The following is a 22,929-nucleotide window of genomic DNA, read 5'->3' on the forward strand; positions in this document are numbered from 1 at the left end:
AGACCTGGACACGGCAGGGTGTTGGTCATGAAAGCCCACCTTTCGCCGCGCCGGGCCGAGCGCCCCGGCCTGACGCAGAGGAGCAGCCGATGAGCGCCCTCGCGTTGTCCGTCCTGCTGTCCCTCGTCTCCGCGTTCGCCTACGCGGGCGGGGCGATCGTGCAGGAGCGGGTGGCGGAGTCCTCGCCGGACGAGCAGTACGCGCCGCTGCGCCGGCCGGGCTGGTGGGCGGCGGTCGGGCTGAACGGCCTCGGTGGAGTGCTGCACGTGGTGGCTCTGGCCTACGGTCCGCTGAGCCTGGTGCAGCCGCTCGGCGCGCTGACCATCGTGGTGGCGCTGCCCATGGCGGCACTGTTCGTCGGCCGCAGGGCCGGCGCCACGGCCTGGCGGGGCGCGATCATGGCGACGGTGGGGCTCGCCGGTCTGCTGTCCCTGGTCGCCGCGTCCGACGCGCGGTCGCTGGACACGGCACAGCGGGTCGCCGTCGCCGTGGTCACCGCCGGTGTGGTCGTCTCGCTGATGATCGCCGCCCGGGCGGCGCACCGGCACCCGGCGGTGCGCAGCATGATGCTGGCGACGGCCTCGGGTATCGCGTTCGGCATGTCCTCGGTGTTCACCAAGACCGTCGCGGTCGACTGGACCGGCGGCGTGTCGGCGGCGGACGTGCCCTCCCTTGCCGTAATCGGCGTCCTCGCCACGGCCGGCATGCTGCTGTCGCAGGCCTCCTACCGGGGCGCGGGCCTGGCCGCCCCGCTGGCCACGCTGACGGTCGTCAACCCGGTGGTGGCGGCCGCGGTGGGCATCACGATGTTCGGAGAAACCTTCCGCTACGGCACGACGGGGACGGCGCTCGCGCTGAGCTGCGGCGTGGTGGCGGCCGGTGGCCTGATCCTGCTGACGACGGAGCGCCTCACGCACGGCCGGCCGGCGGATGCGGCACCCCGGCCGGTCGCCGCCACCGAGCCGGTGACTGTGTCCGGACCGGTCGCCACACCGGAGCCGGTGACTGTGTCCGAGCCGGTCGCCGCGCCCGAGCCGGAGGCTGTGTCCGAGCCGGTCGCCGCGCCCGAGCCGGAGGCTGTGTCCGAGCCGGTCGCCGCGCCCGAGCCGGTGGCTGTGTCCGAGCCGGTCGCCGCGGTGGGCGAGGCCGTGGCCGCCGGTGGGCGGCCGGCCGTGGAGGATGTGTTCGTGCCCGGGCCCGCACCGCGGCCGGGGTCGGCGGCGGTGCTCGTGCCCGGGCCGAAGACGCCGCTCGCGGTGCTCGTGCCGGAGCCGGACGCACCGGTCGCGGTGCTCGCGCCGGGGCCGGCAGCAGCGGCGCCCGGTGCGGATGCCGCGTACGAGAGCGGGGAGCCGTCGGTGGTGGCCGCCGACGACGAACGCCCGCTCTCCTACGTGCCCTTCTACGGCATCCCGTACGTCCCGCTCCCCACGGTCGACCGGCACCGCATACGCGTCAGATCCTGACGCCGCCGGCCCGCAGGTACGCCACCGGGTCGACGTCCGAACCGAAACCGGGCCCGGTCCGCACCTCGAAGTGCAGATGCGGGCCCGAGCTGTTGCCGGTGGAGCCGGAACGGCCGATGCGCTGGCCGGCGCTCACCGACTGCCCGTCCCGCACGGAGATCGCGGACAGGTGGGCGTACTGGCTGTACCGGCCGTCCGCGTGCCGGACCACGACCTGGTAGCCGAACGAGCCGCCCCACCCCGCGCTGACGACGCTGCCCGCCGCGACCGACTTGACCGAGGTGCCCGTGGGCACGGGGAAGTCGATGCCGGTGTGGTAGCCCTTCGACCAGGAGGAGCCCGCCTTGCGGTAGGGCGTGCCGAGCGAGGCGCCGACGGGGGCGACGAGTCCCTGCCGGGTGGCCGTGGACCGGCCGGCACGCTCCTTGCCCTCGTTCTGGCTCCGCTCCTCGGAGCGCTCCTTCGGCCGCTCCTTGGCGCGGTCCTCGGCCGGCTTCTTCGTCGAGGGCTTCGCCGACGGCGCGGGCCGGTGCGCCGGACGCGTCTTCGTGGCGCCCTCGTCGTGCAGGGCGAGGCGCTGGCCGGGCACGATCAGGTCGGGGTCGGACCCTATGGCCGATCGGTTGACGGCGTACAGGCCCCGCCAGCCGCCCCGCACCTCCTGGTCGTCCGCGATGCCGGAGAGGGTGTCGCCGCGGACCACGGTGTACATCTCGGCGTTGCCCGCCCGGGACTGCGGCGTGGCCTGCGGTCGTACCTCCTCGATGGAGGTCTTCGGCTTCGTCTCCCTCGGCTTCGTGCGCTCGGCGGCCGGCCGGATGCCGGGCTCGCCGCCACCCCGGGTCAGTCCGGCCCGCACGGAACAGACCGGCCAGGCACCCGGGCCCTGCCCGTCGAGCACCTTCTCCGCGACGGCGATCTGCTGGTCCTTGCTCGCCAGGTCCGCGCGTGCCGCGTAGGCCCGGCCGCCGTAGGCCTCCCAGGTGGACTGGGTGAACTGCAGTCCACCGTAGAAGCCGTTGCCGCTGTTGATGCTCCAGTTGTTGGTGGACTCGCAGGCGGCGACCTTGTTCCAGGTGTCCATGTCCGCCGCCTGAGCGGCGCCGGTGCCCATGAACGGCAGTGCCATGCCCGCGCCGCCCGCCGTGACGGTGAGTGAGGCGCGGTTGATCCTGTTCGGCTGATACCGGCGATGCCGGCCGCGTACGGCCATCGATAGCCCCCCTAGACATGCGTCAGGAGGGGCAAAAGTAAGCGCTGCGAACCGGCCAGAACAAGACGGCTTTTCGCCGCCCGGGTGTCCAAATGGCCGGTATGAGGCCCCTGTTGCGCGACGTGCGCCTCGGTGATGCACCGTGAACAGCACCCGGTGCGCGGGTGCGCCGTGCGCGGGGACGCGTGCGTCGGCTGAGTGCGACGGGGCTCTCGTCCGTATCAGCCTGCGCCACGCCGTGCGACCCGGGCGTGCGGACGAAGTAGCGGCACGTCAGGATGGTCGACGGGGGATGCCCGTGGGCGCCCTCCACCGGCAGCACCGATACCGAGGTCTTAGGAGCGAACCGAATGAGCAGTACAGCGCAGATCGGCGTCACCGGTCTCGCGGTCATGGGCCGCAACCTCGCCCGTAACTTCGCCCGCAACGGCTACACGGTCGCGGTGCACAACCGGACACCCGCGCGCATGCACGCCCTGGTGGAGGAGTTCGGCGGCGAGGGTGAGTTCGTCGCGTGCGAGAGCGCGAAGGACTTCGTGGCGGCACTGGAGCGGCCGCGGCGTCTGGTCGTGATGGTGAAGGCCGGTGAGCCGACCGACGCGGTGATCCAGGAGTTCGCGCCGCTTCTGGAGCCCGGCGACATGATCATCGACGGTGGCAACGCGCACTTCGCGGACACCCGGCGCCGGGAGCGGGACCTGCGTGAGCAGGGCATCCACTTCGTCGGCATGGGCGTCTCCGGCGGCGAGGAGGGCGCGCTGAACGGGCCGAGCATCATGCCGGGCGGCCCCAAGGAGTCGTACGACTCGCTCGGCCCGATGCTGGAGAAGATCTCGGCGAAGGCGGCCGACGGCACACCGTGCGTCTCGCACGTCGGTCCGGACGGTGCCGGGCACTTCGTGAAGATGGTGCACAACGGCATCGAGTACGCGGACATGCAGCTCATCGGCGAGGCATACCAGCTGCTGCGGGACGTCGCCGGGTACTCCCCCGCCGAGATCGCCGAGATCTTCCGGACCTGGAACCGGGGCCGGCTCGACTCGTACCTGATCGAGATCACGGCCGAGGTGCTCTCGCACGTGGACGCGGAGACGGGCAAGCCGTTCGTGGACGTGGTGGTCGACCAGGCCGAGCAGAAGGGCACCGGCCGCTGGACCGTGCAGATCGCCCTGGACCTGGGTGTGCCGGTGTCGGGTATCGCCGAGGCGGTCTTCGCGCGCTCTCTGTCGGGCCACGCGGCGCTGCGGGACGCCTCGCGCGAGCTGGCCGGCCCGAAGGCGCAGCCGCTGAGCGAGGCGGAGGCCCGGGCGTTCGCGGACCGGGTGGAGCAGGCGCTGTACGCGTCGAAGATCGTGTCGTACACGCAGGGCTTCCACGAGATCGACGCGGCCCGCGACGAGTACGGCTGGGACATCGACCTCGGTGCGGTGTCGGCGCTGTGGCGGGGCGGCTGCATCATCCGCGCGGCGTTCCTGGACCGTATCCGGTCCGCGTACGACACCCGGCCGGACCTGCCGAGCCTGCTGTCGGACGCGACGTTCGCGCAGGAGATCGGGGACGCCCAGGACGACTGGCGTGAGGTGCTGGTCGCGGCGACCCGTCAGGGTGTGCCGACGCCCGGTTTCGCCGCGGCCCTCGCCTACTACGACGCCCTGCGCGCGGAGCGGCTGCCGGCGGCGCTGACGCAGGGGCAGCGGGACTACTTCGGTGCGCACACGTACCGCAGGGTGGACCGCGACGGCTCGTTCCACACGCTGTGGGGCGGGGACCGGTCGGAGACCTCCGCGTAGGCGCTGCCGCTCAGGGAGGTGAGCGGGGCGGTGGACGGCACGGGATGCCGTCCACCGCCCCGCTCGCGTATCCGGGGGTCAGGACAGTGAGGTCAGGACAGTGGCGGGCCGGGCTCCGGGCTCGGCACGGGTTCCGGTCCCGGGGGGATGGGGGACGGGTCGGGACCCGGCACGGGGCCGGGGCCCGGGGGTGCCGGCGGGGTGGGCGCGGGCGGCGGAGGGGTCGGCTCCGGGCCCGGCGGGGGCTGTGGGTTCGGCACGGGGTCGGGGTGCGGGTCCGGATGCTGGGGATCGGGGCCCGGTGTCGGCGCCGGCGGCACGGGGTCGGGAATCGGGTTCGTCATCAGGTCCTCCAGCCAGTGGGTCGGCTCCGGCTCTGGACTAATCCCCGCCTACCCGGCACCCGCGTCGGCAGTCACTCCCCCGCAGGACGGGGAGGGGACCAGGTGGGGGGCAATGGGGCCGGGGGCGGGTGTCCGGAGAGGGGCGGACCTGGGTCGGAGAGGGACGGGCCGAGGTCGAAGGGGGACGAGCCGGGGCCGAAGGGGGACGGGCCGAGGCCGAAGGGGGACGAGCCGAGGCCGCAGAGGGACGAGCCGAGGCCGGAGAGGGACGAGGCCGGGTCAGAAGCGCCCGGGATGGGACCTCAGCCACTCCTTCGCCGCCACGACCAGGTCCTGATCGGCAGACGAGGCCTCGTCGGGGTGGCGTTCGATCCACTTGGTGACGTACGGGCAGAGGGAGGCGACCGCGCTGTGCTCGCGGCCGGCGAGGGCGAACAGCTCGCGCGTGAGCGAACCGGCGATGCCCTTGCCCTCGTGGGCCGGCTCGACGACCGTGTGCACGGGCACGAGCGCGCGCTCGGGGCTTTCGAGCACGAAGTACTCGATGCGGCCGACGACTTCACCGCCGGACACGGCCTCCAGCCGGCCCGCCGCCCGGTCGTCGCGGATCTCCGGGTCGCTCATGGACACGCTCCTCCTCTGCTGCCGATGCGTCCGTCAGGCCCCGACGGCCTGCGGACTGCGCTGTTGGTCCGAGCCGGGCACCGGCTCGGACGGGTCGGCGCCCAGGGCCACGATCCGGTTGTCGCGGTCCACGTGCACGACCCGGGGGGCGAGTGCCCGCGCCTCGGCGTCCGTCACCTGGGCGTAGCTGATGATGATCACGAGATCGCCGGGGTGGACGAGATGGGCGGCGGCGCCGTTGATCCCGATCACGCCGGATCCGCGCTCGCCCTCGATGACGTACGTCTCCAGGCGGGCGCCGTTGGTGATGTCCACGATGTGCACGAGCTCGCCGGGCAGCAGATCGGCGGCGTCGAGCAGGTCGGCGTCGATGGTCACGGATCCCACGTAGTGCAGGTCGGCCTGGGTGACGGTGGCTCGGTGGATCTTGGACTTGATCAAAGTTCGCAGCACTTTGGACTCCTAGAAGACGGCTCCCCGCCAGCTTTCTGCAGGTCAGGGGCGTCCCTCACTGTACATCGGCATGCCTTCGACTCGAAGACCTCCAGGAAAATCGTGCGTTGCTGTGACCAGGCTTGCCGCCTGCGTATTTCTGCGCCAGCAGGCTGCCACCAAGCCACCGACCGGGCGCACGCGCGGAGAGCCGTATGGGACTAATGCTGAGTGGATGCTGACTTATCTGACGTCTCATCAGACATGTCGAGAGTCGGTGGCACTGGGCCTGCTCGGGGGTTCATTCGATCCCGACTCACAGGCAAGTGCGAGAGCGGGACGGGAGAGCCGACCAGCATGCTCCACCACCACATGATCGAGCGCTCTCGCGTCATCTCCCCCTCTTCGCCATGCCCAAGGCCCGGGGATCAGTCTCGGATGACAACGGTTATGAGCGCAGAAGATATTCACCTGGTTTTCCGTGGCCCATCGGCCTTCAACTCTTCCATGAAGTGCCGAACTCGGCGTCGCGGAGCTGGGTCGTGTGTCCAAGATCAGGGATCAAGGCCCGAGCCCGTGGGCCCCGCGCCGCCCACTTGACGCGACAGCCGGATCGCTGGCCTGCCCGCATCAGGTTCGGCGCATGCAAACTCCGAGCGCTTGACGGTCTAGCGGCCCTATCGTCTCAGACATGGATGCAGAGCAGTTGAAAGGTTCATCCCACAGGTGGATGAGTGCCGCACTGGCAGCCTTCGTGGAGGGCCCTGAGAGCTACGACTTCGCTGTTCACCACGCTGGAGTCGCTACGGAACATCTGCTCAAGGCGTACCTCGCCGGGATCCATCCAGCTCTGATCGTCGACGGCCGGCACTTTGACTCGTTGCTCCATGCCACGGGGCTGGGCTCGCATGCAGGCCCACTGACCAAAGTCAAGACCATCGGCCTTGTTGACGCCTACGAACGGGTGGTCAAGCTCCTTCCCAGGAAGATCCCGATCGACAAGAAGGCTCTTGAACCCCTCGCGGACGCCCGCAACGGAGTCGCCCACAGTGCGATACACGACTCGGCGCAGGCCGAAGCCGTGTTCACGGTCTGTCTTCGCTTGGTCGACCCGGTTCTCGAAGAACTGAAGATTGATCCGAACGGCTACTGGGGCCCGTTCCTGGTCCTGCACGACAAACTGGTGGATGAGCAGGTGCGGCAGGAACGAGTCGCGGCGGAAGCTCTGCTGGTCAAGGCTCGTTCGTTGTTCGAGCAGCGCTTCGGGCACATGTCAGGCAAGGAGCGTGACGTGGTTCTGGCCGCAATCACCAGCAAGCCGATGATCACCATGAGCCGGGAAGCCCCTAGGGAGTGCCCGGCCTGCGGCTCCCAGGGGTGGGTGGCTGGCGAAGTGAGTGCCGTCCACGTCTACGACGGCGGCCAGGTCACAGTCTCACCGAAGGAGGTTCTACTCGACCCCTATGGGTTTCACTGCGCAGCGTGCGACCTCGAAGTGGGCGCCAAGCTTCTCATGCACATGGGCGACCTAGCCCAGAGTGTCTTCTTGGATGCCGACCCTCATGACTACATCGACGACGAACCGTTGATGGACGAAGCGTCCTCATAGGGCGTTGAGGCCAACCACCCTGAGTTCCGCAGGTTCTGTTGGCCGCAGTTATTGCCGCGGGCGGTTCAGCGCGGTGAGCAGGGTGCGTTGTCGGGGTGGAGGTGGGGCCGCATATGGCAGTGTCTCCAGCAGCGCAAAGGAGGAACCGGCCGCGCAGGGTGGCCGCAGACACGGAAGGTCGGATCTGCGAAACACCTCCGCGACCGTTCCCGCCTCATCGACCAGCGCAGCCACACGCCGGGCTTCCGGGTCGTACGGTCCGCCGGTGCGATGGCGCACAGCCCGACGAACAGCGCCTGGACCACGAGGGGGACTCGAGGACGACATCCTGGACCCGGGCGTGCGCGTGATGACCGATTGGGAACAGGCTCTTGTCCGGGCCGGGGTGGGGAGGCCGCCCTCCGGGTCTGGTCGGCCGGGGCCCGCCGCACGTGCCTACATCGATGTGGCAGCGCACACGCTGCTGCTGCCCTGGCTGTTCCGACCAGCCCACGGCCAGCCAACCGGCGGGGCTCTCGATCCCCGGCCGGGGACGTCCCCGGCCGCCCCGGAGGACGACCGCCAGGCGGAGATGTGCAAGGGGGTCGTCGTCGGGCCGTCGTTGCGATCCTCGGTCGCCCCAGAGGACGACCGCCAGTCGTGCCACGGAGTCGGGCACGGGTGATGCGGACGAGGTTGCGATCCTCGGTCGCTCCGGAGGGCGACCGCCAGTCCGTCGGTGTAGGTCTCACAGTAGCCGTCGCGGGTCTTGCGATCCTCGGTCACCCGAAGGGGCGAGACCGCCAGTGCACGGCGGCATCATCGACGAGATTCCACGTCCACAAGTTGCGATCCTCGATCGCCACGGAAGGCGACCGCCATGATCCGGCCGTCCTCTCCGACGCCGTAGGTGAAGCTGTTGCGATCCTCGGTCGTCCCCGGAGGGCGACCGCCAGGTGTACTCGCGAGCGCAGTACGACGCGTGGGTGCGGATGTTGCGATCCTCGGTCACCCCAGAGGGCGACCGCCAGGGTTCCCACTCTCGCCGTCCTCCGGCAGGACTTCCCGTTGCGATCCTTGGTCATCCCGGGAGGCGACGGCCACGTGTACGCCACGTCCTCGTTCTAACCCGGGTTGTGGGTGTTGCGATCCTCGATCGCCCCAGAGAGCAACCGTCAGCCGACGGTGAGCTGGGCGACCTTGACGAACTGGTCGTTGCGATCCTCGGTTGTCCTGGAGGGCGACCGCCAGGTGCGGTAGTCCTCCTCGGCAAAACCCAGGCCGGGGTTGCGATCCTCGGCCGTCCCGGAGGACGACCGCTACGTAACCGCGTCGACGAAGCGGTCGACCAAGGCGACGCATTCCTCGGCGTTGCGATTCTCGGTCGCCCCTGAGGGCGACCGTCAGAGGGTGGTGCCCCAGCCAGGGATGGTCATGGTGAAGTTGCGATCCTCAGTCGCCCGGAGGACGACTACCGCGACGGGTTCGGTTCTCCGAACACTCGAATTTTCACTGCTACAAGTTGATCACCACACTCGGCAGCCAGCTGACATTTCAAGTTCCGCAAGCGTACTGGTGAGGCGTTGCTCGGTGGTCTGAATGGTCATGCAGGGGGTTCGACGCCTCGGTGGGGGTGGTAGGGGCCGACCCACTGGTACAGGTCACCGGCGATTTTGATGGCATGGCCGGCGTTGATCGCCAGTTCCAGTTCGCGCTCGGGGATCGATGCCATGTGTTCCTGCAGGGCACGGTAGGTCACGGGCGTCGGCAGGCCGCGGCGGAGCTGGCCGACTGCCTTCTGGGCGGCCTGTCGGGTTTCTTCTTCAAGCCGGGGGCGGATGACGACCACGGCCACGGAGTATTCGTTGTCGACGATCCGCATTCTGCGCGCGACCTCTGGATAGTGCAGCTTTGCTCGCAGCGCTTCGACGACTTCTCCGGTGGCTCCGTTGGGGTCCTTGGAATGTTGTCCTGCCTGGAGGCGGTAGCGGTGCTGGTAGTACGAGCGGAGGACGTCCAGATCGTCGGGATCGGCCAGCCCGTCGCCGAAACGGCGGGACGCTGCCGCGATAGCGCACGTGTTGTAGATCACCTCCGGGTTGAGGCCGTCCTGGGGATCGAAGATGGTCATGACGCTGTCCTTCGCGGGGCGTTTGCCCTCGCGGTTGACCCGTCCGGCAGCCTGCTGTTCGGACTCTGGTGTTGATCTGGCGCGGTATCCGCGGGGGAAGTCGAGGTTGACGCCGGCTTCGATGAGCGAGGTCGACACGAGGAGGGTGTTCAGGCCCTTCTCCAGGCGTTGCTTCGTCGCTTGGATGGTTTCTCGGCGGTGGCCGCCGGTCATGCGGGTCGACAGGTGCAGGACGCCTGGGTCATCGTCGTGGTTCGTGCTGAGCCAGATGCGATGCACCTGACTGGCGTCCTTGGTCCCGTTGACCACGACGAGGGCCTGGTCATGCTCGGCCGCCTCGGCGGCGATGCTTTCGAGGGTCACCTCCGGGTCGGTCCGCCACTCGTATCTGACGCGACGCAGCTGCTTGAAGAGGGGTGCGGGGTCGGCGACGACGTCACGTTGCGGGAGGCCGGAGCGCCAGGGGTTCAGCGCGGCGAGTTCCGGCTGGGTCGCCGATGAGAGTACGAGGGTCACGCCGTAGTGCTCCACGAGTTCCCGTAGGCCCGAGAGGATCGGGGTCAGGAGCCTGTCGGGGAGAGCCTGGACCTCGTCGAGGACGATCACGGAGTTGGCGAGCCGGTGGAGTCGGCGGGTGGCCCAGGGGGTGCTTCCGAAGATCGTTTCGATCAGGCGGACGGTGGTGGTGACAATGAAGGGGGCGTCCCAGTTCTCGGTGGCCAGTTTCGCCCACCGGTTGGGCTGACCCCCTTTCTGACCGTGGCGCACGTTCGTCGAGGGGCCGGCGGACTGCGGCGCGCGTTGCTGCGGAGCTTCGACGTTCACGGCTGAGTGGTGTTCCAGAACCACCGGCGGTCCTTGCTCCGGGTCCAGGAGGCTTCGGTACTCCGCTGCGTTCTGCTCGGTGATCGAGATGAACGGGACCGCGACAATGACGCGCCGCAGTCCGTGCAGGGAGGCGTGGCGGAGGGCGAAGCCTCCACCGGTGAACGTCTTTCCGGCGCCGGTCGGAAGGTGCAGCCGGTACACGCCCGGCTTGCCGGCGGCGGCTTCGAGTGCCTCCTGGTAGACATTCTCACGGAGCTTGTCCAGCCAGGAGACGCCCTTGGAACGCTGACGTCCGGCGAGGGCCTCCTGGCGGCGGGCCTCGTACCTCTCCCACAGTTCTGGCATCCCGACGTGCGGCCGGATGTGCGTGCCGGGTCTGAAGTGGGCGGCGGTGTCGAGACGGTCAGCGTCGACGACGGCCGAGTAGGTCATGCGGACCAGCATCTCCACAGCGATCTTGTCACGTGGGTCGAGCCAGTCCGGGGCGGCCGGGCATGACCCGTCCAAAATTTCCGGCATGACCGCGGCGACTCGGTTGATGGCTTCGTCCACCTCGCTGGAGTCGGCCATCAGGGCCTTCAGCCGGAGCCGGACTTCCGACCACGCGGACAGACCGGTGTGGTGTCCCTCGATCACACCGGCGCAGGGCAGCAGAACGGGGAATGGTTCGGCCGCCCGGGCGAACAAGAGGGCTCCGGCGTCGTTGTGCGAGGGCCGTCTGGTCTTGCGGCCGGTGGTGGCCTCCTCGATCAGCCCCTCCTGCCACGCGCAGGCTCCTTTGCCCGTGTCGTGGTCGCGTCCGAGCCGGTAGCCGAGGTCACCGCCTCCCCATGGCTCTGCGAACCGACGGGCCAGCTCGCCCGTACCGCGGGCGTGGTCTTCGTACCAGTGCCAGGCCCCGTGGTGGCCCGGCGAGTGGGCCACGAGTCTGCCTTCCGGGACTGACATTGAGTCACCTACTGGATCAACTGCCTTGTTCGCAAGGCAGTTTGACATCTCATCACTTATGAGCTGAGAATCCACCAGACCACCACATTTCGTTACCGGGCCACCCTAGGACACGTGGGTCGCGGATCGGTCAGCTGCCGACCCGGGGCCATCGCAACGTTTGGGTGGCTGCAGGAAATCCGGGTCGATCGCCAGTGTCGTGACGGTAACGGGCACCACTGACAACCGGCCGAGCCGCACATGGAGGGGGAAGTTTGTATGACCGCAGAGCAGACCCGGCGGCGCGGTGAGCGCGCGGACCGGCCGCTACGCGTTGAGGTGGAGGCGTGGGGACCGTTGGCCTGCTTCACGCGTCCGGAGCTCAAGGTAGAGCGGGTCTCGTATCCGACCATGACCCCCTCCGCGGCGAGGGGACTGCTGGAGGCCATCTTCTGGAAACCGGAGATGACCTACTGGGTCGAGCGGATCGAGCAGCTCAAGCCGGTGAGGTGGACCCGCTTCCGGCGCAACGAGGTCAACAACTCGATCATCACCAAGAACGCCTACGAGAGCCTGCGGGCCAACAACGGCTACCGCTACGACGTCGCCGAAGACCGCGGCCAGCGGGTCACCGTCGCCCTGAGCGACGTCGCCTACCGCATCCACGCGACGATCCGCGCCACCGACCGGTGCACCGCGCCCCTGCCGAAGTACCGCGACCAGTTCGACCGACGGCTCGCACGTGGTGCCTGCTATGAGCAGCCCCATTTCGGCTGCCGCGAGTTCGCAGCCTTCTTCGGGCCTCGCGGATCGGCGGAGGAGGCCGGCGTGGTCACCGCCGCCGACCAGGCAGGCATTCCGCCCATCGACGAGCTCGGGCTGATGCTCCACCACATCGAGTACCTCCCGAAGGGCAAAGAGCGCTACCACTGGTTCCGGGCCAGCCTCGAGCACGGCGTTCTCCACGTGCCCGACCGCCCGCTCGCCCCCGCCGAGGTCAGTGGCATGCCCGGAGCCGAGGGACGAGCCTCCGCGGAGGAGGTGGCCTGACGTGCTGCTGCAGAGCCTCGTCCAGCAAGCCGACAACCGCCAGGGCGACACCCCCGAGTACTACCTCGCGCGCCGGGTCATGTGGCATATCGATCTCTCCAGCACGGGTATAGGGAACGTCGAACCGCTGGTCATCGACCTCCGTCAGGAACAGCGAAAGATCACCGCCCCGTACACGGGACGCTCTGGGTCCAAGCCGGCACCGATCCTGCTTGCCGACACCGCACAGTTCGCGCTCGCCCATCCCGGCCTGGTCAAAGGGCCGGACGGGGAGAAGGTCCTCTCGACCAACTCTGCCGACGTCACCAAGGCGAAGACCCGGCACGCCGCCTACCGTGCACTCGTCACTTCCTGGTGCAACGACCACCCCCATCTTCCCCAGGCGCAGGCGGTGGCCACATGGCTGAAGAGCCACGCTCCGACCGCGTGGCCGCTGGAGATGGACAAAGACCACCTCGTCGCCATCAGTGTGGACGGCGAGTGGGTCCACGACCTACCGGAAGCCAGGAACTGGTGGGCCCACGAGGTCAAGAAAGCGAAGAGCGGGAAGACGGGCAAGGCGAACCAGGGACTCTGCCTCGTGTGCGGACACGTCATGCCCTTGCTGTCCACGCTCCCGGTTCCTATCAAGGGCATCCCCAACTCCGGGATGAACACCCAGCTGGTCTGCCTCAACCAGCCCGCCCACTTCCGGGCCGGCACCAAGCAGCTCGGTGCCACCCCCATCTGCGTCGACTGCGGCACCAAGTCCGCTACAGCCCTGAACACGCTGCTCGCCGACCCCGAACACCGCGCCTTTGCCGACGATTCCGCCGTCGTCTGGTGGACCCGTGACCCCCACACCGACACAGCCATGTGGACCCTGCGCGACCCCCAGCCCGAGGAGGTGGCCCAGCTCGTCGCCGGAGTCCGCCACCCCCGGCGGGGACGAGACGCACTGGCAGTCCTCGACGAGGACGCCTTCCACGCCCTCACCCTGCGGGTTAACACCAACAGGGTCATCGTTGCCGACTGGATCACCATCCCCGTCCCCGAACTGAAACGGAGACTCGGGACCTGGTTCGCCGACCAGCAGACCTGGGACGGCTGGAACAACACCTACACCTACTGGTCGGTCTGGCGACTCGCCCTCGCCTGCGCCCGCTGGGACAAGCGCACGAAAAAGTACGTCGACACCACCGTCCCCAAGCACCTCCAGGCCGACCTCACCAAAGCCGCACTCCACGGCGCCGCCCCACCGGCCCATCTCCTGCCGGTCCTCCTGCAGCGCATCCGCGCCGACCGCAACCTCGACCGGCCCCGCATCGCCCTGCTGCGCCTCGCCCTGATCCGTACGACGACTCGCCACAAGGAGCTCTGTGTGCCCCAGCTGAACCCCCAGTCGACCGAGCCCGGCTACGTATGCGGACGGATCATGGCCATGCTCGAAGCGATCCAGCGCAAGGCCATGCCCAAGGTCAACACCACCATCACCGACAAGTACCTGAGCACCGCGGTCGTCTCCCCCCGAGCCGTCCTCACTCGCCTCCGTATCGGAGCACGACCGCATCTGCGCACCATCGCCCGCACCAGTGGCCCCGCGGCCAAGGCCATGGACAGTCGACTGCGGGACGCCTTCGACCTGCTCGACGCTATCCCCGCCCACTTGAGCACCGAACAACAGGCCCTGTTCATCCTCGGCTACGACCACCAGCGAGCTCACTCCGCACGCGCTGCCGCAGAAGCTATCAAAGCGCGGGAAGCCGGCAAGGAACTCGCCGCCGAACAGCAAGCGGACGCCCTCCCCGAAGTCTCCACCGAGGACGCCGACTCCTCGGACAACACCCTCTGGTAACGCCCCACAGCCGACAGCTCACCACGACGCCACAACCCCGGAAGGACACCGAGCACAACCATGAGCGCCGCGCACCTGGACCCCACCCGCAAGCACGACTACGTCTTCCTTATCGACGTCAAGGACGGCAACCCCAACGGCGACCCCGACGCCGGCGGCATGCCCCGAACCGACCCCATCACCGGCCAGGGCCTCATCACCGACGTCGCCCTCAAGCGCAAGATCCGCAACACCATCACGCTCGTCCACCAGGGGCAGCTCGGCTTCGAGATGTACGTCGAACAGGGCGTCGCCCTCAACCCGCAGATCCAGCGCGCCTACATCGAAGGGGGAGCCAAAGAAGGCGAGACCGCCACCGCGCAGGACTGGATGATCCGCAACTTCTGGGACGTGCGCCTGTTCGGAGCCGTCATGTCCGTAGGCGACCAGAAGAAACATGCAGGAAGGGCCCGCGGGCCCATGCAACTCACCTTCTCCCGCTCCATCGATCCCGTCACCCCGCTGGAGGCCGGCATCACCCGTGTCGCCCCGAACAAGCCCGAGGACCTGGCCAAGGGCAAGGTCACCGAGATGGGCAACAAGCACTACGTCCCCTACGGGCTCTACCGCGGCCACGGCTTCTACTCTGGAGCCCTCGGCACCAAGGCCGGAGTCACCCCGGAAGACCTCGCCGCCTACTGGCAGGCCCTGGCCATGATGTTCGACCACGACCGGGCATCGTCCCGCGGCGAAATGGCCATCCGCGGCCTGTACGTCTTCTCCCACGACGACGCCTACGGACGGGCCCCCGCCCACAAGCTCTTCGACCTCATCCGTATCAAGCCACTGGGCCACAGCGAGGCACGCTCCTGGGACGACTACACCGACCGCATCACCATTGACGAAGACAACGTGCCCGCCGGCGTGTCCCTGACCCGGCTTATCGACTGAACTCTATTCTCCAGCCGACCGAGGATCGCAACGCCCCCTTACCTCAAAGCACCGCGAAACACTGCTCAGGTGGCGGTCGCTCTTCGGGGCGGCCGAGGATCGCAACACCACGCTCTTCCGGCTGGGGTACATCCCCCGCGTGTGGCGGTTGCCCTCCAGGACGGCCGAGGATCGCAACGTCGGCCCGAACATCGCGAGCACGTACTTCGAGACGCGGCGGTCGCCCACCAGGACGGCCGAGGATCACAACCAAGTAGACGGCTACCTGCTTGGTGCCCTGATCCGAGTTCGGCGGTCGCCCTACGGGACGACCAAGAATCGCAACATGATCGGCATTACGAACGCTGGTGTTGGCCGGACTGCTGGCGTCCACTCGCTAGGCCGGCCAAGGATCGCAACGGCGATTTCGGCCCGTGGAACCACACGGTGTGTGCCGCTTGCGGTCGCCCTTCAGAGTGACCGAGGATCGCAACGTCGTCCAGTGCTTCGACTGGCCAACCTTACAGGCCACTAGTGGTCGCTCTTTACTCCAAGGCGACCGCGGATCGCAATAAGCTGAGCGGCGTTGACAAGACGCAAGTCGCCATCGCCGGTGGTCGACCAAGGGCAACCGAGGATCGCAACACCGACGTGTACGGCTTCTAACCCAGCACCCTCAACGGCAAGGTGGCGGTCGCCCTCCAGGACGGCCGAGGATCGCAACGACGGCTCGGACATCGACAACTGGACCGCGATCCGGGTGGCGGTCGCCCCTCCCGTGCGGCCGAGGGGCACAACGGCATTTCCTACTTCGGTCGGCTTGCCGGCTACAAGTGGGGGTCGCCCTCCGGGGGGGCCAAGGATCGCAACGTCGTAGAGGGACAACGGTACGGAAAGATCAAGCGAAGTTGGCGGTCGACCTTAGGGCGACCGGGGATCGCAACGCCGTGTTATGGGGGAAGGGTGCCAACGGCAAGAGCGTAACGGTCGTCCCTCCGGGGCGGCCAAGGATCGCAACGGTTCGGCCTGGGCGTCGTTCGCACCGCGAGAGTGCAATGGCGGTGGGCCTCCGGGGTGACCGAGGATCGCAACCGCATGCTGCAGCCGCACGAGATCGGCTCGGCTATGTCGCTGGCAGCCGCTCTTCAGGGCGGCCGAGGATCGCAACGACCTGGAAACCTCTGGCGGCGACATCGGGCAGGACCCTGGCGGTCGCTTTCTTGGGCGACCGCGGAGCGAAACGTCTCGGACCCGGCTTCCATCGGCTGGATGGTGCTGGTGACGGTCGCCCTCCAGAGCGGCCGAGGATCGCAACGTCATGAACGCACAGATGGTCATGCCGTGCTGGCTGATGACGGTCGCCCTCCAGGGCAGTCGAGCGTCGCAACTACGGATCGAAGCCCCGCACCCTCGCTGGAGCCACGGGTGGGGGTCGCCTTGGGGCGGCCGAGGGTCTCAACCGGGCTCCTACATCGGTGCCACGTAGCGGTCGCTCTCTAGGGTGGCCGAGGATCGAAACGGCACACAAGCGGAAGACCTGGGCCATGCCCTCTTTGCCCTGGTGTCCGCCCTTTGGGGCAGCCGGAATTGCAACAGGCGCTTGACGCTACCGCGAGCCGAGGATCAGCAACGACTTGGATCTTGGCCAGCCGGCCAACGCGGTCGGCTGGCGGTCGCCCTTATGGGCAGCTGAGGTTCGCAATATCCCCGAAATTTGGACTGCTCAGCTTCTCGCCGAGCTTAGCGGTTGCCCTCCGGGGCGGCCGAGGGTCGCAACTCAAAGCCCTCGATGCAGTCGCCTGCATCAGGCCAGTGTGGCGGTGGCCCCTCCGGGGCGGCCGAGGATCGCAACTACTGGCGGCAAAACAACCTTCCGTTCCAGTTTGACGCTTGCGGTCGCCTTTCAGGACGACCCCAAGCCAAACCGACGGGCTTGCTCCTCAGCACTGGCTATTTCCACCGAGGAGGACCCACGGACACAGTGGCGACCATCCAGGGAAGCGCGGCGGCATGCACTTCGTCATTGGGGCCAGTGGCCCCCGGCGCCCACATCCCACACACGGACGGTGCCTCCGTCGGCCACCCAGCCAGACTGACAACCCACGGCCCACTTGCGACGAATTAAGCCGCTTCCCAGAGGCTGGCGTCCAGGATTCGAGCAGCCTTGGTAATGCTCCCCGGCATCAGATGCCGGTAGGTGCGGTACGTCTCCTCGATGGACTTGTGGCCCATCCACTCCGCCACGTCCGTGATCGGTATCCCATTCCCGAGCGCGTTCGACGCGAAGTAGTGCCGGAAGCCGTACATCCCCACACCGTTCTCCGCAGGGAGTGTGTTGAAGAGCTTCTGCACACGGCGGCGTTCCATCGGTTCCGTGTAGTAGCCGCTCGGACCGCGCAAGAGATAGCCCTCCGTCGTGGTGCCATGCTTCTCCTCAAACCGCTCCATCGCTTCCCGCACCGAGCGCGGCAGAGGGACCTCCCGGAACTCCCCCGCCTTGCGATGCTTCAGCTTCGCCGGCTTGTGCGTGTTGGAGTGGATCTGCTCGTGAACCCGGTAGACGTCGTCGGCCACGACGTTGTTGATGTTCACTGCCCGGGCCTCGCCATTGCGCAAGCCACAGCCGACCATCATGACGATCTCAAGGCCGAGGAACTCGTCAGCGGCCTTCAGCGCCTTCTTCACGTAGGCAAGGGACGGGATGACCACCTTCTCGCGGACGTACTCCGGTTCCTGGATCCCCTTCACAGGATCATCCGCCATAGCACCCTTGCCATAGGCGTCCCGCAGGATGGCCTTCAGGACACGGAAAACGTTCACCTGGTTTCCGCGACCCACCCCGTCGCCCTCCAACTCGTCCAGGAAACGCTCGGCCACGATCGGCGTCACCGAGTTCAGCTTCCGCGATCCAAGACGGGGAATGATGTGCACGTTGATGGAGCTATCGACGTGCCAGCCCGTGGAGTACTCCGTCATCCGCCGCTGCCTCGGCCGCCACTGCTTCGCGTATTCCGCGACCGTCTGCTGACCGAGTTCCCGGCGGACCTCGGCAACGGACGGGGCCGTCGTCTTCTTCTCCGCGTAGATCTGCGTGAGGCGCTCGATCGCATCGTCCTGCGTGCCGAAACCAGACTCTTCACGCTGCTTGCCGAGAGCATCTCTGAATCGAATCGTGTACGGGTGCGGACAACGCGTCGGCCTGGAACAACCGCACTCCTTGAAGAACGACCCCATCCCACGAGCGAGCTGTCGAGCCACGTATCAAGCCTTCCGAACAGGGCGATGGGCGGCCCGGCAGACCCATGTCGTACGGGCAGGTCAGCAAGCCGGACACCGTCCGACTCGATGCTGACCGTTTGCTGACCCGGAGGCAGCGATCAGGGCCCTGACCTGCGGAAACACCCAAACGCTAGATCTTGGACTTGAACAGAGTACGCAGCACTTTGGACTCCTCTGAGACGGCTCCCTGCCTGCTTTCTGCAGGTCAAGGGCGGTCTCGACTGTACACCGGCATGCGCCGAACCATGTTTGTGAGGAACATCGCTCCGGTCGGGCTGGACGGCTTCCCACTTGGGTTTCCGCGCCGTGCCGGCGCCCATTGGGCCGACTGCGCCGGAACGTGTGGGGGCCATGCTGACCAGATGCTGACTTAACTGATGTCCCATCAGGCACGCTGCCGAGGGGCGTCGGACACCGAGCCGCTTTCCGGAGTGGCCGAGCGTCGACCGGCTGATGGGCAAGAGGAGCCGTGTTCCGCGAACCGGGTGGAACTCGCGAGCGACGGCCGCGCGTCCGGCGGCCTCGCGAGCCGAAGGCACGGCACGAAACCGAACCACAGCAACGCTTCGCCCGGGTGCCGCCAGTGGGGGGACGCGCTCAGGGTGACCCCTAAGGTGTCGATCACGCGCCGTTCGCGAGTGCGCGCAACCCGGCGGCGGCCAAGGGGCCGGGTGCCTCGCCGACGGAGTCGAAACCGACGCCACGGGTCAGGCCCTGGAGGTGGCGGACGCGAATGCCCTCCGCGATAAACGCGTGCTCTTGCTTCCTGCCTACTTATCGCCGGTCGAGGGCGGTCTTCAGACCGCACAACGCTTGGCTTGTCCGGTCAGGCGTCCCCAGGTGTTGCAGGACTCACGCTGATACGGTGTCCCGACTGGCAACGGCAGCCGTCCAAGGCACCAACATCCCCGAAGTATCCTGCGTGAAGAGTGGATCCCCAGGAAGCTCAGATTCTTCCAAAGGAGCGAAGGCGGGCTTCGGCAGGGCACATCGCTCGCTTCAGGTGCTTCTCACAGAGTTCTACGTTCCAGGCTGCAGGCCTTTGCGAATTTCTTCGCACACCACATCTCTCACCCGTCGTCGCCGTCGCGGCAGGTGAGGATCTCCACCGTCACCGCTTTGTCCGCCTTATTCTCGATTTTCACCTTGCGGGCACTCTCCGCGGTCACGAGCTGCTCGACGGCATCGGCATTGGCGACCAGCAGCGAACCTGTCAGCGCAGTCTTCGTGTTCTCACGCAGGGTCAGTTCGACCTTCGCCGGTTTCATCTCCACATCCACGGCCGTCACCGCCAGCAGCACGATCGTTCCGTCCGGCAATGTGTGCTCGTCCTTGTCGGCCCCGTTCGCGTCCCCGGCCGCGCCGAGACGGCTGGAGTGGAGCGTGTACGACTCCGGGTCCAGCGTGAGGTCCAAGGGGAGCTGGGGACCGTTCTTCACCTTGACCGCCGCCGATGCTGATACCAGTACCACCACGACCTCCTTCGACTCGGCACTCACGGCGAATGTCGCACCTCCGCGTCAACCGAGAGTCACGCCCGCGTCACCGGCCGGCCGCCGGGCGGTGACTCCCCCGTGATGGCGCGGTGACGCGGACCGGGCACGATCGGCGAGCCACACAGCCCGTCGTCGAAGGGGCCCAGCAGTCATGACGGTGCAATTCAGCCATCCTGGCGTCTACATCCGCGAGGTCAGCGGCGGCAGTCGTGCCGTTGTCGGCGTCGCCACCGCCATCACCGCCTTCGTGGGCCGGGCACTGCGAGGGCCGGTGGAGGATCCGGTCATGGTCTCCTCGTTCGGAGAGTTCGAGCGGGTCTTCGGTGGGCTGTGGCGCGCCAGCGGTCTCGGCTACGCGGTGCAGGACTACTTCCTCAACGGCGGCAACAGCGCCCTCGTCGTGCGCCTCGCACCGGATGCCGAACCCGCCGAGGTCAGCATCGGAGGGCTCAAGCTCCAGGCCGCCAACCCCGGGACGTGGGGCAACGGGCTCACGGTGACAGTGGCGCACCCGGAGCCGGAGGAGGCAGCGCAGGTCGCGGAGGCGCAGGGTTCGGGCGTCACCGCCGCGTCGCTCTACCACCTCACCGTCACCGACACCGCGACCGGATTCCAGGAGGAGTTCCTTAACGTCACAGGCGTCGAGGGTCCTCGACACGTCAAGAAGGTTCTGCTCGCCTCGCAGCTGATCCGCGCTGTAGACACCCCGCCCGCCACGGCGCCGACCCCCGCCGCCTATCCCTTCCCTGACAGCGGCTCGCACGGTGTGCCTCTGCGAGCCGAGGACTACAGCGCAACGGGCCAGGACGGCAAGAAGGGCATCTACGCCCTGGAGAAGGCTGACCTGTTCACGCTGCTGTGCCTGCCGCCGCCCACCCCTGCCTCCGACCTCCCCGAGGACCTGTGGGCGGAGGCGATGGCCTACTGCTGGAAGAGGCGCGCCTTCCTGATCGTGGACCCGCCCGGTGCCGCGAAGGACGCCACATCCCTGCGTGGCTGGCTCACCCCGCGGGGGCTCAATGGCGAAGGCGCGCGGAACTGCGCCCTGTACTTCCCGCGCATTCGCCGCTCCGATCCGCTGCGCGACGGCGCCGTGGACGAGTTCGCGCCCTGCGGGGCTGTTGCGGGGGTGATGGCGCGTACCGACGCCGCGCGCGGGGTGTGGAAGGCGCCTGCCGGGGTCGACGCCGGTCTGACCGGGGCGCAGGGTCTCGCGGTCGTGCTCACCGACGCGGAGCAGGGCCCGCTCAACGTCAAGGGCGTCAACTGTCTGCGCACGTTCCGGGACGCCGGTTCGGTCGTCTGGGGTGCCCGGACGCTCCGGGGCGCCGACGTGCTGGCCGACGAGTACAAGTACGTGCCGGTGCGGCGGCTCGCCCTGTTCCTGGAGGAGAGCCTGTACCGCGGCACGCAGTGGGTCGTCTTCGAACCGAACGACGAACCGCTGTGGGCGCAGATCCGGACTTCACTCGGGGCGTTCATGCAGGACCTGTTCCGACAGGGGGCGTTCCAGGGTGCGAGTCCGCGAAACGCGTACTTCGTGAAGTGCGACGGCCAGACGAACACGCAGTACGACATCGACCGCGGGGTGGTCAACATCCACGTCGGCTTCGCGCCGCTGAAGCCGGCCGAGTTCGTCCTCATCCACATCCAGCAGAAGACCGCCGGCTCGCCGGCCTGAGCCCGCACCCGGCAGGAGGGACGGCATGACCGAGATCACCGTCAGTGCGACACGATTCGACCCCTACAAGAACTTCAAGTTCCGGCTCCAGTGGGACGGCCGCTACGTCGCCGCGGTCAGCAAGGTCAGCGCGTTGAAGCGGACCACCGAGGTGGTCACCCACCGGCACGGCGGGGATCCCAGCAGCAGCCGGAAATCACCGGGGCGGTCCGAGTACGAGGCGATCACCCTCGAAAGGGGTGTCACCCACGACCCGGAGTTCGAGGCGTGGGCGAACAAGGTGTGGAACTTCGGGACGGCCCTGGGCGCGGAATCGTCGCTGCGGGACTTCCGCAAGGACATGATCCTGGAGCTCTACAACGAGGCGGGGCAGCTCGCGATCTCGTACAAGATCTTCCGCTGCTGGGTCTCGGAGTTCCAGGCCCTGCCCGAACTCGACGCGAACGCGAACGCGGTGGCGATCCAGACGCTGAAGCTGGAGAACGAGGGCTGGGAGCGCGACCTGTCGACTCCGGTCCCGGTCGAGCCGTCTTTCTCGGAGTGACGTGTGTCGGCTCTCAGTGACCCCGCTCGTCTGCTGGACGCCTGGGAGGAAGCGGCCGCCGTCCCCCCGGCGGCCCGGGCCGCCGTACTGGTCTGCCACGGCGGGTTCGCCGAGGACGTCGAGTCGGCGCTGGGGCTGCCGTTGGGTGACGTCTGCGCCTTGGCCGGCCGGATGTACGCGGAGGACTTCGGCGAGGCGCTGGAGGCCGTGGTCGCGTGCCGGGGGTGTGACGCGCAGTTGGACGTGCGGCTCCCGGTGAGCACGCTGTGGACGGCCTCGCCGGAACGCGAGCGCCGGGTACCGGGGCCCCGGAACCGTGAGCTGTCCGTACGGGCGCTCACCGCCCGCGACCTGCTCGCCGCCGGCCGCGTCCCGGACCCGGCGGGCGAGCTGCTGGCACGATGTGTGACGGACTCCGCGGGCAAGCCGGTCGACACGCGGGGGCTGGGCCCCGAGGAGGTCGCGCGCGTCGAGGAGGCCGCCGAGCAACTGTCGGGTGCGGCCGCGGCCGTGGTGCGGACCAGCTGTCCGGACTGTGGGGCGGCGCCGCTCATGCCGGTGGACATGGGCGGGCTGCTGTGGGACCGGGTGGCGAGTGCGGCCTCGGCCCTCGTCTCGGAGGTGGCTGCTCTGGCCGCGGCGTTCGGCTGGCGGGAGCAGGACGTGCTGCACATGTCCCCCCAGCGCCGCCGGATGTATCTGCGGCTGGCTCGCCGGGGGGCGGCGTGACGGGGTTCTTCAGGCGGATGGGCGAACGGGCGCTGGGAGCGGAGGGCGCGCTCCGGCTGCGGCT

15 protein-coding genes are annotated in these 22,929 nt (G+C 68.3%); 9 read left to right on the forward strand and 6 right to left on the reverse strand.

What is annotated here, in order from left to right; all coding sequences use genetic code 11:
• The first annotated feature begins 89 nt into the window (after positions 1-89).
• The gene (locus tag FDO69_RS36020; protein WP_104787047.1) at positions 90-1,466 is read left to right on the forward strand and encodes a DMT family transporter; all 1,377 of its coding nucleotides are present in this window, start codon (positions 90-92) and stop codon (positions 1,464-1,466) included.
• Here FDO69_RS36020 and FDO69_RS36025 read toward each other — a convergent pair.
• Complete coding sequence (locus tag FDO69_RS36025; RefSeq protein WP_104787050.1) at positions 1,456-2,679, reverse strand: transglycosylase family protein; 1,224 nt, start codon at positions 2,677-2,679, stop codon at positions 1,456-1,458. The genes FDO69_RS36020 and FDO69_RS36025 overlap by 11 nt on opposite strands.
• Positions 2,680-3,029: 350 nt before the next feature.
• Here FDO69_RS36025 and gndA point away from each other — a divergent pair, with 350 nt between their 5' ends.
• Complete coding sequence (gene gndA / locus FDO69_RS36030; RefSeq protein ID WP_104787053.1) at positions 3,030-4,469, forward strand: NADP-dependent phosphogluconate dehydrogenase; 1,440 nt, start codon at positions 3,030-3,032, stop codon at positions 4,467-4,469.
• 623 nt (positions 4,470-5,092) lie between these two features.
• On the opposite strand, the gene FDO69_RS36040 is transcribed toward gndA, so the two are convergent.
• Both FDO69_RS36040 and panD read right to left on the reverse strand, forming a co-directional pair.
• Positions 5,093-5,437: a GNAT family N-acetyltransferase gene (locus tag FDO69_RS36040; protein WP_104787059.1), complete on the reverse strand. Its 345-nt coding sequence runs from the start codon at positions 5,435-5,437 to the stop codon at positions 5,093-5,095.
• Positions 5,438-5,470: 33 nt separating this feature from the next.
• Positions 5,471-5,890 (reverse strand): aspartate 1-decarboxylase, encoded by a 420-nt coding sequence (gene panD, locus FDO69_RS36045; RefSeq protein WP_104787061.1) that lies wholly within the window; start codon positions 5,888-5,890, stop codon positions 5,471-5,473.
• A gap of 670 nt (positions 5,891-6,560) precedes the next feature.
• On the opposite strand from panD, the gene FDO69_RS36050 reads away from it, so the two are divergent.
• Entirely contained in the window at positions 6,561-7,478 is a 918-nt protein-coding gene (locus FDO69_RS36050) for a hypothetical protein (RefSeq protein ID WP_234388243.1), read from the forward strand.
• A gap of 1,582 nt (positions 7,479-9,060) precedes the next feature.
• Here the strand turns inward: FDO69_RS36050 and FDO69_RS36055 are convergent.
• Positions 9,061-11,439 (reverse strand): CRISPR-associated endonuclease Cas3'', encoded by a 2,379-nt coding sequence (locus FDO69_RS36055; RefSeq protein ID WP_234388244.1) that lies wholly within the window; start codon positions 11,437-11,439, stop codon positions 9,061-9,063.
• Positions 11,440-11,622: 183 nt separating this feature from the next.
• Between FDO69_RS36055 and cas5c the strand changes: the two genes are divergently transcribed.
• Genes cas5c through cas7c form a run of 3 tightly spaced genes read left to right on the forward strand, consistent with a single transcriptional unit; the run spans position 11,623 to position 15,157 of the window.
• A complete protein-coding gene (gene cas5c / locus FDO69_RS36060) occupies positions 11,623-12,393 on the forward strand; it encodes a type I-C CRISPR-associated protein Cas5c (protein ID WP_170320990.1) in 771 nt (256 codons plus the stop codon).
• Between the two features lies 1 nt (position 12,394).
• Complete coding sequence (gene cas8c / locus FDO69_RS36065) at positions 12,395-14,227, forward strand: type I-C CRISPR-associated protein Cas8c/Csd1 (RefSeq protein ID WP_159030682.1); 1,833 nt, start codon at positions 12,395-12,397, stop codon at positions 14,225-14,227.
• 60 nt (positions 14,228-14,287) lie between these two features.
• Positions 14,288-15,157: a type I-C CRISPR-associated protein Cas7/Csd2 gene (gene cas7c, locus FDO69_RS36070; RefSeq protein ID WP_104787073.1), complete on the forward strand. Its 870-nt coding sequence runs from the start codon at positions 14,288-14,290 to the stop codon at positions 15,155-15,157.
• A gap of 2,100 nt (positions 15,158-17,257) precedes the next feature.
• Here cas7c and FDO69_RS36075 read toward each other — a convergent pair.
• Both FDO69_RS36075 and FDO69_RS36085 read right to left on the reverse strand, forming a co-directional pair.
• Complete coding sequence (locus FDO69_RS36075; protein ID WP_104787079.1) at positions 17,258-18,370, reverse strand: tyrosine-type recombinase/integrase; 1,113 nt, start codon at positions 18,368-18,370, stop codon at positions 17,258-17,260.
• 1,115 nt (positions 18,371-19,485) lie between these two features.
• Positions 19,486-19,914 (reverse strand): hypothetical protein, encoded by a 429-nt coding sequence (locus FDO69_RS36085; RefSeq protein ID WP_104787082.1) that lies wholly within the window; start codon positions 19,912-19,914, stop codon positions 19,486-19,488.
• Positions 19,915-20,062: 148 nt separating this feature from the next.
• On the opposite strand from FDO69_RS36085, the gene FDO69_RS42485 reads away from it, so the two are divergent.
• Genes FDO69_RS42485 through FDO69_RS36100 form a run of 3 tightly spaced genes read left to right on the forward strand, consistent with a single transcriptional unit; the run spans position 20,063 to position 22,865 of the window.
• Entirely contained in the window at positions 20,063-21,592 is a 1,530-nt protein-coding gene (locus tag FDO69_RS42485) for a phage tail sheath family protein (RefSeq protein ID WP_104787085.1), read from the forward strand.
• Positions 21,593-21,617: 25 nt separating this feature from the next.
• On the forward strand, positions 21,618-22,136 hold the full coding sequence (locus FDO69_RS36095) for a phage tail protein (RefSeq protein WP_104787087.1): 519 nt from the start codon (positions 21,618-21,620) through the stop codon (positions 22,134-22,136).
• Between the two features lie 3 nt (positions 22,137-22,139).
• Positions 22,140-22,865: a hypothetical protein gene (locus tag FDO69_RS36100; RefSeq protein WP_104787090.1), complete on the forward strand. Its 726-nt coding sequence runs from the start codon at positions 22,140-22,142 to the stop codon at positions 22,863-22,865.
• Positions 22,866-22,929 lie beyond the last annotated feature (64 nt).

The organism is Streptomyces tibetensis, from assembly GCF_007655005.1.
GTDB classification, from domain to species: Bacteria; Actinomycetota; Actinomycetes; order Streptomycetales; family Streptomycetaceae; genus Streptomyces; species Streptomyces tibetensis.